This window comes from Oxalobacteraceae sp. CFBP 8761, assembly GCA_014841595.1.
Classification (GTDB): domain Bacteria; phylum Pseudomonadota; class Gammaproteobacteria; order Burkholderiales; family Burkholderiaceae_D; genus Telluria.
In genome coordinates, this window is sequence record JACYUE010000001.1 from 1,490,757 (window position 1) to 1,504,922 (window position 14,166).

The window sequence follows — 14,166 nt, forward strand, 5'->3', positions numbered from 1 at the left end:
AGGGCTTACAATGACGCATCCGAGGCCCGAGCGACTTTATGAAAAAATGGATTGACCGTATGCTGGGCGCCGACAAGGCGCCGGCCCCTGATGCCAGCGAAGCGCCGGCCGGCGAAGCGGCGCACGACCTTGCGGTGCAGGTCGACGCCGCGTATTACCGCTGGCTGACCGCTTCGGCCGGCTACGATGCCACGCCCGAGGTCGAAGAGCACCTGCTGGACCTGGTGCGCACGCTGGCGCTCGACCCGGGCGCGGCCAGCGGCCTGGTGCCGCGCATCCCCGAACTGATCCCCGAACTGCTGCGCGACCTGGCCGACGACGCCGTGTCGCAGGGCGCGCTCGCACGCTCGGTCGAGCGCGACACGGTGCTGGTGGCCGAGGTGATCCGCGAAGCCAACAGTGCCTATTACCGCCCGCTGCAGCCCATCAAGTCGCTCGATGCCGCGCTGTTGATGCTCGGTCAGAACGGCCTGCGCATGCTGCTGGCGCGGATCGCGTTCCGGCCGCTCTTGCGCATGGCCGACACCGGCTTTGCACGCCACGCTGCGCCGCTCGTGTGGCACCAGGCGGAGAAGTGTGCGCTGGCGTCAAGCCTGATGGCGCCGGGCATGGCTGCCGGTGTGTTCGAAGCGTACCTGGCTGGCCTGATGCAGAACCTGGGCTTGCTGGTGGCCTTCCGCCTGGCCGAGCGCGCGGCCGAAGCGGGCAAGATTCCCGGCTCGAGCGAATTCGGCGCCCGGCTGTTTGCCGTCAGCCGGGGGCTGTCTGCGTCGATCGCGGCGCACTGGGAGTTTCCGCCGGATGTCGTGCAGGCCATCGCCACTTCCAGCACGCCGGCCGCCTCGGCGCTGGCCCGGGCGCTGGAGCGGGGCGACCAGATCGCCAAGCTGCGCCTCTTGATCGACGCGCACGTCGTCGCGGAGGACGACAGCCTCGTCAGCGCTGGCCTGGACAGCTTTGAACGGCGCTGCCTGGGCAAGCTGGCCGACATCCGCGTTTAGCGCGCCGGGCAGATCCGGTTGCGCCCACCTTGCTTGGCCGTGTAGAGCATCGCATCGGCTTGCACGAACAGTTCGTTTTCGCTGCGCTGCGCCGGAAACGCGGCCAGGCCGCCGCTGAACGAAAAGCGCCGCTCGTCGCCCGGCGCCACCTGGAACGCGATGGCGCCGAAGGCGGCGCGCAGCGCGTCCAGCCGCGGCCAGGCCTGCGCCAGCGTGCAGTCCCAGAACACCACCACGAACTCCTCGCCGCCAAAGCGGCTGAGCAGATCGCGCTCGCCCATCTGCGGCGCCAGGCACAGGCATAGCCGCTTGATGACGATGTCGCCGAAATGGTGGCCCCAGGTGTCGTTGATGGTCTTGAACTTGTCGATGTCAATGACGCCGAATGCCAGCGGTTTGTCTTCCAGCGTGGCCTGGCGGATCAGGTCCTGCGTTTTACGCCGCAGCCCGACCTTGTTGAGCAGGCCGGTGGCGCGGTCCTTGCCGATCAAATCCTTGTTGACGCGGATCTTGGCCGCGCGGTTGGCCAGTTGCGCTTCGAGCATGCCCGAGCCGGTGTCGGGCAGGACGGCGTCAAAGCCATCGCCCAGCGCGCGCCGGGCCAGGGCGTCGTCCGGGCGGCGCTGCAGCAGCACGATTTCGCGCACCGGGTCAGCCTCGATATTCTTTTGCATCACGCGCGCCAGGGCGTCCACCCGCAGGTAGTCGCTGTCGGGGATCAAGACCAGATCGGGCTGCAATTCCTTGACGCGCAGGTGCAACGTGGATGGGTCGGCGTGGTAACTGACGTCGATGCGCTGGTCGCGCAGCGCCGCGTCATCCAGGCTGCCGGGCAGGCCGAGCGTGACCAGTGTGACGGCGTCGCCCCGCTTGCTTTGCACGAACAGGTTGAACAGCTTGTCGACCAGCACATCGTTGGCGATCGGCTTTTCGGCATACGCCAGGCAATGGCTGTCGACCAGCCGTTGCTGCAGCAGGAAGCGGCTGCCCTGGCGGCTCGATTGCAGGTACACATAGCTGTGACCGGGCGGCAGGCGCGCCAGCAATTCACCCAGCATCAGCGTCTTGCGCCCATCCTGCAGGTCGGCCTGCATATTGTGCAGGGTGTCGAGGTCGATCACGAACAGGCTGGTGCCGCGATCGGCGTCGACGGCTGCGATAAATTGCGCCAGTTCGCTGAAGAAGCGGATGTCGAAATCGTATTTGTGCGCGTGCAGCAGCAACTCTGCCCGGTTGTCCTTGATGAAGAAACTCTGGCAGAGATACAGAACAGTATGTCGGTACAGTGATGCCTCGCTTGTCATGTTTGCATGCCTTTCCTGGATGCCCGTCTTGCAAAACGACAATATTACATCGTGCCAGACCAATATGACGCAGTGTTGACGCGACCGGTGCGGCGGTCGCATCGCCATAAATCGACACGGTTGGGATACAACGGCGATATACTCCCGCATTGCTTTTTTCATCCAGGGTGTTGTCTTGTTCAAATCGATTTTCCTGCCTGTCGCCCTCCTGGGCGCCGCGACCGCCGCCTTTGCCGACGAAGGCCAGTGGCAACCGCACCAGCTGCCGCAGCTCTCGTCCGAACTCAAGCGCATTGGCATCACGATGCCGGCTTCGAAGCTGGCCGACCTGAGCAAGCATCCGATGAGCGCCATGGTGTCGCTCGGTGGCTGCTCGGCCTCGTTCGTCTCGCCCGATGGCCTGGTGGTCACGAACCACCACTGCGCCTACGGCGCGATCCAGCGCAATTCGACCCCGGAACAGAACTACATCGTCAATGGCTTTTTGGCCAGGACCCGCGCCGAAGAACTGCCGGGCGGCCCGAACACGCTGATCTACGTGACCGAAAAGGTCGAGAACGTCACTAAGCGCGTGCTGGATGGCCTGAGCCCCACGCTGTCGGGCAGCGAGCGCCATGCACTGGTGGCCGCGCGCGTGAAGGCCTTGATCGCCGAATGCGAGACCGACAAATCGACGCGCTGCTCGGTGCCGGCGTTTCACCGCGGCCTGGAGTACTACCGCATCAAGCAGCTGATGATCCGCGACGTGCGCCTGGTGCACGCGCCGTCGGACCGCATCGGCAACTTCGGCGGCGACATCGACAACTACGAGTGGCCGCGCCAGACGGGCGATTACTCGTTCCTGCGCGCCTACGTTGGCAAGGACGGCCGTCCGGCCGACCCGTCGCCGGACAACGTGCCATACCGTTCGAAGGACTTCCTGCTGGTGTCGGCCGAAGGCCTGAAGAACGGCGATCCGATCCTGCTGGCCGGCTATCCGGGCCGCACCAGCCGCTACAAGCTGCCAAGCGAGATCCGCTTCGCGCGCGACGTCGATTTCCCGGCCAAGGCAGCCACGATCACGGCCGACCTGGCCATCATCGCCGCCGCAACCAAGGACAATCCCGCCTGGGACGTGCGCTATGCGAGCGTGGCCAAGAGCCTGAACAACGTGCTGAAAAAGACGCAGGGCCTGATGGACGGCTTCGCGCGCAAGGACATTGCCGCCATCAAGGACGTGCAGGACGCCGAGTTCCGCACCTGGCAGCAAAGCCATGCTGGCGCGAACAAGAACCTGCTGACCGAACTGGACGCCGTGATCGCCCGCGACATGGCCCTGCAACGCCAGGAATCTGCGTGGAATGAAGCGACCCACAGCGACCTGCTCAAGAGCGCACGCACGCTGTACCGCCTGGCCCTCGAACGCCAGAAGCCGGATGCGCAGCGCGAAGGCGGCTACCAGGAACGCGACCTGTCGTTCATCAAGGCGCGCCTGACGCGGCTCGAGCAATCGTTCGTCCCGAGCGTGGACGAAGCGCGCTACAAGGCCGCGCTGGCCCGCTACGCGCGTATCGATGGCGCCGTGCGCCCGCAGGGTCTCGACGCGCTGCTGCCGACGGAAGCGGCGCTGCCGGCAATGTACCGCAGCAGCGAGCTGGCCGACACCGCCAAGCGCCTGGCCTGGATCGGCAAGGACCCGCAGGCCTTCCGCGCCTCGAACGATCCGTTCATCGCGCTGGCCGTGCGCCTGCACGACGCCGGCATGGTGCTGGAAAACGGGCGCAACGAGATCGACGGCAACCTTGAACGCGTGATCCCGCAATACATGGCGGCCGTGATCGCGTTCAAGACGTCGCAGGGCAAGCCGGTCTACCCGGACGCCAACTCGACGCTGCGCGTGACCTACGGCACGGTGTCGCCGTACTCACCGCGCGACGGCCTGCTGAAAGGCCCGTTCACGACCGTCGAAGGCATTCTTGAGAAGGAAACCGATAAGGATCCGTTCATCGTTCCGGCCGCGCTCAAGGAAGCGATTCAGGGCAAGCGCTACGGCGTGTTCAAGGACAAGGCGCTGGGCACCGTGCCGGTCAACTTCCTGTCGAGCGCCGACACCACGGGCGGCAATTCAGGTTCGGCCGTGATGAACGGGCGGGGCGAGCTGGTGGGCCTGAACTTCGATTCGACCTATGAATCGATCACCAAGGACTGGTACTTCGACACCGCCATCACGCGCGCGATCCACGTGGATATCCGCTACATGCTGTGGGTGATGAAGGAGGTCGACCATGCCGACAACCTGCTCAAGGAAATGACGATCAAGTATCCGAAGAAGTAAGCCGGGTACGTCCGCATGAACGAACCCCTTGTCCTTGCCGGCCTGACGACGTCGCCACTCGAACTGATCTCGTTCCTGCTGGCCGTCATCACCGTCGTGCTCAACATCCGCCAGAAACACTGGGCCTGGCTGTTCTCGATCGCGTCGTCCGCCACCTACGCGGTGGTGTTTTTCGACGCGCGGCTGTATGGCGACATGGGGCTGCAGTTCGTGTTCATCATCGCGTCGATCTGGGGCTGGACTATGTGGCTGCGCGGCGCCGGCAATGGTCCGCTGGTTGTCAAGCGCCTCAATCCCGGTACCAGCGCCTGGGTACTCGTCGCCTGGTTCGCCGGCTTCGTGGTGCTCTCGACCTTCCTCGATCATTTCACCGACACCGACGTGCCACACGCCGATGGCTTCCTCACCGCCGGCAGCCTGATGGGGCAACTGCTCCTGGCGCGCAAGAAGCTCGAGAACTGGCACATCTGGATCGCGGTCGACATCCTGTATGTCGGCCTGTATGTCTACAAGGGCCTGATGCTCACGGCGGTGCTGTATGGCGTGTTCGTGCTGCTGGCTATTGCCGGGCTGCGTGCCTGGGCGGCGCATGTGGAGCAGCGGACATGAACATGCCGGTGGCCGGTGTGGCCAGGATTGCAATCCTGGGCGCGGAATCGTCAGGCAAGTCCACGTTGTCCGAAGCGCTGGCGCGCCGCTACGACACCGTCTGGGTGCCGGAATACCTGCGCGAATTCGTCGACGTCCATGCGCGCGTTCCGCGTGAGGAAGACCAGTTCGGCATCGCGCACACGCAACTGGCGCGCGAAGATGCAGCAGCCGGCGTCGCGCGGCGCTACCTGTTCTGCGACACGACGGCGCTGATGACGGCGCTGTACAGCCGCGTGTACTGGGACCGTGTGGACGCGCAACTGGCGCAGCTCGCCGCGCGTCACGCCTACGCCATCACGCTGGTGACGGCGCCCGACGGCCCGTGGGAACCGGACGGCCTGCAGCGCGAATCCGAGGAGGTGCGCCAGATGGTGCACCGGCTGCTGCTCGAGACGCTCGCCACGCGCGGCATTGCCTACACCTTGCTGGCAGGGGACCTGCCGCAACGCTTGCGGCAGGTGGAACAGCTGCTCGGCGTACCGTAAGTCATATCGTCGGCAAGCTTGCCACGACGTTTGATCGCCATCATGTGCTGGTCGCGCGCTGCGCCGATAAGACAGAGACGTGCAGGGTGACGGCAAATAGTTTCATGGCCACGTCGCTTTGTTTCTTTGTGGCATTACAATATGCCACTTTCTGAACACGGGACGGGACGCGATGAAAAATTGGATTGGTCGCTTGCTGGGCAGCGCCGAGAAGGAAACCATCGCGCCGGCGCCGGTCAGCGCAACGCTGACGTTCGACGACGATCAAGCCGTCGCGACCGAGGTCCAGGCTACCTATTACCGTTGGTTGACGGCCAGCAGCCGCTGCAAGGCATCCCCTGAACAGGAGGCGCAAATCCTGCGCGAAGTGCGCTCGCTCGCCGCCGATCCGGTCTGCGCGGCCGGTCTGGTGCCACGTATCCCCGAACTCATCGCGCAGCTCTTGACCTCGCTGTCGGACGAGAACATCTCGACCGGCGCGCTGTCGGCTCAGGTGGGGCGCGACCTGGTGCTGGTGGCTGAAGTCATCCGCGAAGCGAACAGCGCCTATTACCGCCCGGTGACGCCCATCGAAACGCTGGAAGGGGCGGTGACGATGCTGGGCCTGAACGGCCTGCGCATGCTGCTCGCACGCATCGCATTCAGGCCGCTGCTGCGCGTGACGGTGCAGGGCGTGGCGCGCCAGGTCGCACCGATCGTCTGGAAGCATGCCGAACGCTGCGCATTCGCCGCCAGCGTCATGGCGCCGGGGCTGTCAGCCGGCGTGTTCGAAGCCTACCTGTCCGGCTTGATGCAGAACCTCGGCTTGCAGGTGGCGTTTCAGGTGGCCGACCGCGTCTGCCAAGGCAAGGTGCCGGGCTCCGGCGAATTCGGCATCGCGTTCTTTGCCGCCAGCCGCGAGCTGTCATCGGTGATTGCCAGCCACTGGGATTTTCCGCCGGATGTCGTCAAGGCGATCGCGCAGGCGCATGAGGCGGAGGGCTCGCATCCGGCGCAGGCGCTGGCGCTGGGTGACCGGATCGCGACGCTGCGCTTGCTGCTGGACGCTGGGGTGATCGGTGATGATGATCCGCTGGTGATGCAGGGGTTGAACGGATTTGAGCGGCGGTGTCTGGGCAAGTTGCTGGAGTTGTCGGAATAAGTCCTGTATGACCAGGCGTGCGGAGGGGATCTGTGCAGCTCATCGCAGCGGCGCGACGTGTCGGTGATGACGTCAATCAAAGATGGAGGTTACCCAACCATGGCCGGTCTGCATCCATCCCTGTCTCTTGCCACGCATTGATTGGCCAGCAAAATCGCCTCCTTGAACTCACCAGGATCCCGGCGTCGCGGAATGATTTGAAGTTGAGCATCGGCCTTCTTACCCGCTTGATGGCGCAGTGATCCTGTTCGACGATGTTATTGAGGTATGTGAGTGGCGCACCAGGGGCGGTACCGCGCGCCCGGCGTTGATTGCATCGATTGCTGCATTGTTGGCGCCGTTCTTGTCCATCGCGACCTTGTCCGGATCGCCGTTAGCTCCATTGCCTTGCTTGCCGACAGCGCGGTAGCGATACTTGCAGACGCCCTCGACCTTGATGTACGTCTGATTCATATGCGAGATGCCTCCGATCTCGTTGGGGTGCCGGTAGTTCGGCGGGTAGGCTGCACACCAGCGATGTGGACCAGGATCACATCGATCGGAAATCGTGTCCCTTTGAAGTTGAGCATGTCGAGCTATCCTGGGTTGGGCACCGCAGTTCACCCGACCGGCTCGCCAGGGTTCGCCAACTCGACAGGCCCATTTATTCGCCGTGAGTATAAAAAGCCCCGTTCAATCGATGACTGCTTCATCAAACAGACATATCAGCATCGGTTCTATTCACGATGCATATTCCATGATTACTCATTCAGGGAAAGCCACTTGTGGGATGGTCTGTAATGATCGCGAAATAGACGATTATTATATTCTCTCAAAGCGTGGCATTGTATTGCGTAGCTCTGTTTATTTCCGTAATGGCCGTATATGAGAGTGCCTGTTGTGGATCTGTTGCCGGATGGAGATCGAATAATGTCATATTCAATCCGGGGGGGCTCGTTCACAAATTAATTAATACACGGAAACAAAAGATTCTTATTTTTAAAATACATTTTCCTATCAACATTGATAGGAATCAAAGCGAAAAATCCCTTGTTCATATTAATAAATCCTTATACGATCTTCGAGTCGTCAAGGCATGCATATTCCTTATGAACCGGAGAAGCCCATGAAACAATATAGCCTTAGCCTGCACCGCCAACGCGATGAGGGAATGATTTAATACATGATTATTGAGGCCCTTATCGCGGTTGCGGCGATCGGTGTGAACTCTGTATTTGGTCAAACGATGCGTATCCAGACCGCCGGCCTGGCCAATGAAATGGCCGGCGTCGATTCCGCAACCCAGATCCAGGCGGCAGGAACAACAGCAGCAACCGACGATGCAGGCGACGAGAAGGCGTTCATGCCGATTCGGAGCGACGCGGCAGGCGGGGCAGGTAATGGCGTTCACGCTGGTCTTTGGCGCCGTTGCCGCGCTCATTGCGCTCCTTCTTTTCAATAGCGGCATGCTGGCCAATGCCAAGACCCGCTTGCAGAACGCGGCCGATGCCGGCGCCTGTAGTGCAGCGTTGCTGCAGGCGCGGGACCATAACTTCGCCGCCTATACCAACCGGTCGATGGTCGCCAACCAAGTCGCCGTCGTCCAGCTTGTAAGCCTGAAATCCTATCCCGAAGACGCGGCTGATACCCAGCAAAGAATGAGCGAGTTGCTCCTCGACTTTAAAGCATCCACTTTGCCGACCAGGGAACCAGCATGGGACCTCGGCAAGCGGTTGGCCATCCAGTCCCTGAACTCGACGTTCGCGGCAATTGCGCCGGTGACGGTCACCGGCCTCAATCGCCTCATCATGGCGCACGAGACGGCGCAGCAGGCTCATCACGCAGCCACCATCCTCGACATGGCACTGGTCGCGGATGAAGTGGTCACGCGGAATGACCCGCAGGCCGAACTGACCAACGGCGAATTCAGGCTTAACGGCACCAACGTCCAGACCGTTACCTGGGGCAACGCAACCTTCCGCTATCGCGCCAACGATTCCTCTCCCCATGCTGAGGGGCTGCTGCCGAACCATGTCAGGTCGCGCACAACGCCCAGCTTCGTGCACGCCGGCGCCAGCCAGCTCAGCGAGGACAAGAGCGCTGGCTGGCGCTCGATGTCACCACTGGCAGCGGCGCCTGGAGCTGCACGGTGGGGCGCCAACGGCAGCAGCGGCACCGGTGACATGGTGGCGCGCAGCGTACCGACCGCGCAGAGATTGGGCGCGGTCGTCAGGGCAGCAAAGGCCGGTATCGAGCCTTGGGACGCAGTTGCCGCATCCGGCATCGATGCGGGCCGGATCAATGTCGATGTGGTACCCGATGACCGCCGGCGCTAGCGATGTGCAGGGAAGTCGATTGTTGAATACAAAGAAGGGCGTGAAGCAATGCATGTGATGTCCCACCGGGCTGTGCCCTTGATCCTTGCCGCCCTGTCATTTGCGACTGCGAGCGCAACTGTCGGCGCGCAGGCCAACCGGTATTCCACCGATCTGCCCGGCGCAGGCGACCATCCGCTCATCTTCCGCTATGCCGGCTCGATTCTCTACCTGCACGGGGGCGAGAACTACGGCACGGCCAAGGTCTTCGTCGCCGGCAAGCACGGCGGGGAGATCGAAGAGATCGAAGGCAAGCTGACCAATCGTCTGTACTGGGCGCCGGCGCAGCGCTCACCGCTCGAGGTGTTCCGCAACTACCAGCAGGCGCTCAGGCAGGCCGGTTTCGAGGTGCTGTACGAGTGCGAGGAAGCCAGATGCAAGCAGGATCGCACGCAAAACCAGATGGTGCGCTGGGTAGAAAAAATGCGCTGGATTCCCAGCGCCGGTTCGCAGGGCTACTTGCGCCGGATGTTCGAGTACAAGCCAGGCTTCCACTACGTGCACGCGCGCAAGCGCGACGGGGACGCGTCGGTCGATGTGCAGGTCGCGCTGCGCGCTGGCGACAACGACCGCCATAACGCCGGCAGGGTCCAGCAACTGGTGCAGGTGATCGAGTCGGCCCGCCTCGAGGGAGGCAAGGTGATGGTCGATGCGGCGGCAATTCGTTCTTCGCTCCGGCGCGAAGGCCGCGTTGCCCTGTATGGCGTGCTGTTCGATACCAATCAGGCTGTCATCAAGCCCGAATCGGGCGCTACCCTGGGCGAGATGGCCGGCGCCCTGAAGGCCGACGCTGCGCTCGATGTCTTCATCGTCGGGCATACCGACAACCAGGGCGCGGTGGCCGGCAATGTCGATTTGTCGCGCCGGCGGGCACAGGCCGTGGTCGACGCCCTGGTCTCGCGCCATGGCATCGCCCCGAACCGTCTGCAGGCGCAAGGTGTGGCCAACTTCGCACCGGCTGCGGTCAACACCCGCGAGGACGGGCGCGCCAGGAACCGGCGCGTGGAAATGGTGGTGCGCTGATGACGGGCCGGATCATCGCAACCGGGCTTCTGATGACGCTGGCCGCGCAGGCCCAGGCCGCCGCCGCTGCCGTGCCCCAGGAGCTACCGCCGCCGGGGCTGTACCGGGTCGACAACACCACCCGCAAGGACGAAAAGGTCGGCCCGCATGAGGCCAGTACGACCTTTCGCTCCGACGGCGCCAGCGGCGACCAGGCGTCCCGCTCGGTAATCGCCGGCCAGGACGGTGGCACAAGAATCGACAAGGGCGACGCGCCGCTAACGCAATGCATCAAGGCCGGCGCACAGGTGCTGCCGCCGGCATTCGCCGCGGCGGCCTGCAAGACGCAGCCGCCCAGCCGCAGTGCCCAAGGCCTGGTACAGGTTGCCGCGTGCCCTACCGGAAAATTCACGCTCAGAATTCGCCGCCTGGACGCCACAACCTGGGAATACGTGACCGAGACCGACATGTCGGGCGGGGCCACGCCCAACCTGGATAGCACCCGGGCAATGCTGCAGATGGCCGCGAGCAGCGCCGCGTCGGCCGCCGATCGCGCTCGCGCCGCCCGGGCGCTGGCCGACATGCCGCGCCTTGAAGCCAGCCTGGCGCGCGACCGCGGGGCGGCAGAGGCGATGATGGCGCAAGCCCTGGCCGGCGCGAAAACCCCACAGGAGCAGGCGCTTGCGCGACAAGCCATCGCGCGCATGCATGGCCAAGTGCCGGTCCGGATTCACGAGCGCACCACGCTCACCCGCATTGCCGAACGTTGCACAGCGCCCTGAACCACGATGAATATCATCCATGCGTCCCGCCTCGCCGCGCTGTGCCTGCCAAGGGAAAGTGGACTCCTTCGAAATGAAAAAATCATGCGCGATCCAGTCGGAAATATTGATCGTTATAATCAGTTTGTGATGGAAGCATTGCATACAGAGAGAATAATTACTACTTATACCCCTGAGTCTTTGGAGCAAGAGGTATGGTTTAAGTTGCAAACGATAGGCACGTCCCGGGATCTCATCCTGCATCAATATGGAATTGGTGACGCGATAGAGGTGATCCAGCAAGAGATCGTGGCTCGTCTGCCTGTTATGGTAACCAACAGCGAATTCGTCCGTATTAACGGTACGGATAACAATAGAAATTTCTACGCGGTCGAAGACGAGAGGCGTGGCGATACCGCTTTTACTGCGCTGGCGCTGCTGCTGCTGCCGCAGCCAGATCATGTCGATCTGTTCCGAAAACTTCTTGCTCCCGATGGAAGGCGGCAGTCTTATCTCATGGATGTCTTGATTAAGGCCTTGGTCCCCGATCACGCTATCCAACAGAAATACAAGGCAGATAAAAATGCGGCAATATGGATGGAACCGGTATTGCGGATAGTTGCTTCTGCACCCGAAGAGCGCGCCGAAGGATTGGAGCGCCATATGAAAAATTGGTGCCGAATGCTGCGCCCGTGGGGATGCAAACCCGATCTTGTGCCGCGTTCTGCCAAGGACCGGATTTTCTGCGATTTTTCGTTTGAAGTGGCCTTGGTCGTGTGCGCCTACGATATTGATGATCGTACTTTCTGCGACCATCCTTATTATCCACGCGATCTTGTGGAATATTATCGCGCTCATCTGCGTTACACGCGTGATGCTTGGCGTGCCGAAGGTGTTGGCGCCGGTGTTGCGGTCAGTGCGCCGCCGCCGCCGAAGAAGGCCGACCTCACCAAGACCAAGCGCAAGGGCATCGCACGTTGGATTGAGCTAGTCTGCGACGGTAATATCGACGTCACAGAGTCTGTTCTTGAGGTAATCGGAAAACCACGCAAGCTGGAACGTATAGATGCACTGATGGAAGCCCTCGGCGAGGAGAATCAGGCTATCCACGCTGATATGAAGGACGACGAAACGGCGCTGTATCAGGCAGGTGAGCTTGCTGAACAGCGTGACGTCGGTGAATTCGACGGGCCGTCCGGCCCACCATTCGGTCCAGCCCGATGCAGTGCCGGCCTGTTGGCGTTCGCACACTGGCTACAGCCGCGCGGCTACTGCCTGGTCGACCTCGATAACGACGACGATGCCTGGCACGCCGTCGTGGTCAAAACCGAATACCACGCCGAACTGATTGAGCTGAGCAACAGGCTGAAAATACGCGCGCGCGCGCCCGACACCGTCTACCACGGCTGACCACAAGGAGAACGCAAATTAAGGGGGCACAAACTAACGGGTCCGGTCTGCTTTCTAAACTAAGGCGTCAGGTCTGATTTTCGGACACGACTTCATCCTCAGCCAAAAGATTAAAAAGTAGAGCGCGACGTCAACGGGAACTCGCCTTTGTTAGGTTGTTTGAGAGCTAGTAACGCAATGCAGTAAAGCGTCGAAGTCGTGTCCAAATGTCAGAGCTGAGCCCGTCACCTGACCCCGTCACCATTGCCCGACCCCGATGGAAAAAATGAGCGTGAACTAATTCTTAATCAGCTTAGCAACAAGAAAGTCACAAAGATATATGCTCAGCAGGACCCTAATGGACGCTCTTGTCATATTATTAAAGATGATAAGAATAGTAAGCCGGTCGTGACTAAAAAAAATGGGAGCCATGAATGAAAACTGGACAGATGCGGGATCCTGCGGGTAGCGTCAGTAAGTACACTGAAATCATCGAAAGCCATGTCAAGAGCGAAAGGTCAATGCAAGGGGGGCGGTTCAAGGCGCCTCTCGAAACACGGCTTCTCTACCATTTTCGGGATTTTGAATTTTCCGGGAAAGCAGTTGTATACCAGTACGGTGCGGGTAGGGAGCTGGCTGATATTCGATTGGAAGTTTTGTCCCGGATTGCCTTAATGCACGAGAGTTCGGAGTTTTTAAGAGGATATGCCGATCATTCCCAGACATACGATCCTTATCCGTTGGGCGGAACAAATCGAGGTGCCCTGGGATTTTTTGCAATTGCACTGCTTGTCACGGAGTCAAGCGAATTTCTAGTCCAGCTTCGACAGCTTATTCCGCCAGATTCGAAAAGGCGATCCTATCTTCTAGATATCTTGACAAAGGCGTTCATTCCCGACTTCGAATTAGCCAAAAATTACAAAATGGATCAATTCGCTGCGGTGTGGATGATTCCCATTCTTCGTTCTCTAGCCATGTCTGGCGAAGAGCGGACGCAGGCGTTGGCCAACCACTTGAATCGCTGGTGCCAAATAATGCGGCCATGGGGATGGAAGCCGGATCTTGATCCCGTGGCTCGCGGTGACAACCTGTTTTGCGATTTTGCCTTCGAGCTTGCCTTGGCTGTATGTGCCTATGATCTCGACGACCGTTCGTTTAGCGACAATCCGTATTATCCACGCGATCTGGTTGAGTACTACCGAGCTAACGTGCGGCACACACGTGACGCATGGCGGGCCGAAGGGGTGGGTTCTGGTGTTCCAGTCGAAGCACCTCCGCCTTCTAAGAAGGCTGACTTGGCAAACTCGAAACGCAAGGCCTTTGCACGATGGGTCGAACTGGTTTGCGACGGCGATATGGATGCCACCGAAGCTGTGCTGGAGACGATCGGCAAACCGCGCAAGGTAGAGGACATCAACGAACTGATGGAATCGCTGGCCGACTCGAGCCAGGCAATCGAAGCGGATATCAAAGATGATGAAACAACGCTTCTACAGGCCGCCCAACTTGCCGAGCAACGTGCATTGGGCGATTTCGACGGCCCACCCGGCCCGCCATTTGGCCCGGCCCGCTGCAGTGCAGGCCTGCTGGCGTTCGCACACTGGCTGCAGCCGCGAGGTTACCGCCTGGTCGATCTCGACAACGACGATGACGCCTGGCACGCCGTCGTGGTCAAGACCGAGTACCACGCCGAATTGCTTGAACTGAGCCACAGCCTGAGCATACGCACGCGCGCGCCCGAAGCCATCTACAAAGACTGACTAC

Annotated in this window: 11 protein-coding genes and 2 pseudogenes; 11 read left to right on the forward strand and 2 right to left on the reverse strand. The window is 61.3% G+C overall.

The genetic code is table 11. The annotated features are described in order from the left end of the window. Nucleotides 1–38 precede the first annotated feature (38 nt). Nucleotides 39–1,001: an HDOD domain-containing protein gene (locus tag IFU00_06600; protein MBD8541957.1), complete on the forward strand. Its 963-nt coding sequence runs from the start codon at nucleotides 39–41 to the stop codon at nucleotides 999–1,001. On the opposite strand, the gene IFU00_06605 is transcribed toward IFU00_06600, so the two are convergent. Further along, nucleotides 998–2,305 (reverse strand): GGDEF domain-containing protein, encoded by a 1,308-nt coding sequence (locus IFU00_06605; protein MBD8541958.1) that lies wholly within the window; start codon nucleotides 2,303–2,305, stop codon nucleotides 998–1,000. The genes IFU00_06600 and IFU00_06605 overlap by 4 nt on opposite strands. A gap of 175 nt (nucleotides 2,306–2,480) precedes the next feature. Between IFU00_06605 and IFU00_06610 the strand changes: the two genes are divergently transcribed. From IFU00_06610 to IFU00_06625, 4 genes are all read left to right on the forward strand, one after another. Beyond that, on the forward strand, nucleotides 2,481–4,619 hold the full coding sequence (locus IFU00_06610; GenBank protein ID MBD8541959.1) for a S46 family peptidase: 2,139 nt from the start codon (nucleotides 2,481–2,483) through the stop codon (nucleotides 4,617–4,619). 15 nt (nucleotides 4,620–4,634) lie between these two features. Then, complete coding sequence (locus tag IFU00_06615) at nucleotides 4,635–5,228, forward strand: nicotinamide mononucleotide transporter (GenBank protein ID MBD8541960.1); 594 nt, start codon at nucleotides 4,635–4,637, stop codon at nucleotides 5,226–5,228. Between the two features lie 2 nt (nucleotides 5,229–5,230). Next, nucleotides 5,231–5,755 carry an ATP-binding protein gene (locus IFU00_06620; GenBank protein ID MBD8541961.1) on the forward strand — a complete coding sequence of 175 codons (525 nt, stop codon included), beginning with the start codon at nucleotides 5,231–5,233 and terminating at the stop codon, nucleotides 5,753–5,755. Between the two features lie 172 nt (nucleotides 5,756–5,927). Beyond that, nucleotides 5,928–6,896 carry an HDOD domain-containing protein gene (locus IFU00_06625; GenBank protein MBD8541962.1) on the forward strand — a complete coding sequence of 323 codons (969 nt, stop codon included), beginning with the start codon at nucleotides 5,928–5,930 and terminating at the stop codon, nucleotides 6,894–6,896. Nucleotides 6,897–7,083: 187 nt separating this feature from the next. On the opposite strand, the pseudogene IFU00_06630 reads toward IFU00_06625, so the two are convergent. Beyond that, nucleotides 7,084–7,465 (reverse strand): annotated as a pseudogene (locus IFU00_06630) (IS6 family transposase). Nucleotides 7,466–8,046: 581 nt separating this feature from the next. Between IFU00_06630 and IFU00_06635 the strand changes: the two are divergent. The 6 genes and pseudogenes from IFU00_06635 (at nucleotide 8,047) to IFU00_06660 (ending at nucleotide 14,162) form a co-directional block, all read left to right on the forward strand. Next, nucleotides 8,047–8,220: pseudogene (locus IFU00_06635) on the forward strand (pilus assembly protein). Nucleotides 8,221–8,275: 55 nt separating this feature from the next. Then, entirely contained in the window at nucleotides 8,276–9,211 is a 936-nt protein-coding gene (locus IFU00_06640) for a hypothetical protein (GenBank protein ID MBD8541963.1), read from the forward strand. 57 nt (nucleotides 9,212–9,268) lie between these two features. After that, complete coding sequence (locus IFU00_06645) at nucleotides 9,269–10,273, forward strand: OmpA family protein (protein MBD8541964.1); 1,005 nt, start codon at nucleotides 9,269–9,271, stop codon at nucleotides 10,271–10,273. Then, complete coding sequence (locus IFU00_06650; protein MBD8541965.1) at nucleotides 10,273–11,034, forward strand: hypothetical protein; 762 nt, start codon at nucleotides 10,273–10,275, stop codon at nucleotides 11,032–11,034. Before IFU00_06645 ends, IFU00_06650 begins: the two co-directional genes overlap by 1 nt. A 495-nt stretch (nucleotides 11,035–11,529) precedes the next feature. Then, nucleotides 11,530–12,423, forward strand: coding sequence for a DUF1911 domain-containing protein (locus tag IFU00_06655; GenBank protein ID MBD8541966.1), 894 nt, complete (start codon nucleotides 11,530–11,532; stop codon nucleotides 12,421–12,423). A 653-nt stretch (nucleotides 12,424–13,076) separates the two neighbouring features. Continuing rightward, nucleotides 13,077–14,162, forward strand: coding sequence for a DUF1911 domain-containing protein (locus IFU00_06660; GenBank protein MBD8541967.1), 1,086 nt, complete (start codon nucleotides 13,077–13,079; stop codon nucleotides 14,160–14,162). The last annotated feature ends 4 nt before the right edge of the window (nucleotides 14,163–14,166 follow it).

Bases quoted from the DNA above. Each gene is read 5' to 3' on its own strand.
- IFU00_06600 (MBD8541957.1), top strand. From the start codon at position 39: ATGAAAAAATGGATTGACCGTATGCTGGGCGCCGACAAGGCGCCGGCC.
- IFU00_06605 (MBD8541958.1), bottom strand. From the start codon at position 2,305: ATGACAAGCGAGGCATCACTGTACCGACATACTGTTCTGTATCTCTGC.
- IFU00_06615 (MBD8541960.1), top strand. From the start codon at position 4,635: ATGAACGAACCCCTTGTCCTTGCCGGCCTGACGACGTCGCCACTCGAA.
- IFU00_06620 (MBD8541961.1), top strand. From the start codon at position 5,231: ATGCCGGTGGCCGGTGTGGCCAGGATTGCAATCCTGGGCGCGGAATCG.
- IFU00_06625 (MBD8541962.1), top strand. From the start codon at position 5,928: ATGAAAAATTGGATTGGTCGCTTGCTGGGCAGCGCCGAGAAGGAAACC.
- IFU00_06640 (MBD8541963.1), top strand. From the start codon at position 8,276: ATGGCGTTCACGCTGGTCTTTGGCGCCGTTGCCGCGCTCATTGCGCTC.
- IFU00_06645 (MBD8541964.1), top strand. From the start codon at position 9,269: ATGTCCCACCGGGCTGTGCCCTTGATCCTTGCCGCCCTGTCATTTGCG.
- IFU00_06650 (MBD8541965.1), top strand. From the start codon at position 10,273: ATGACGGGCCGGATCATCGCAACCGGGCTTCTGATGACGCTGGCCGCG.
- IFU00_06655 (MBD8541966.1), top strand. From the start codon at position 11,530: ATGGATGTCTTGATTAAGGCCTTGGTCCCCGATCACGCTATCCAACAG.
- IFU00_06660 (MBD8541967.1), top strand. From the start codon at position 13,077: ATGCACGAGAGTTCGGAGTTTTTAAGAGGATATGCCGATCATTCCCAG.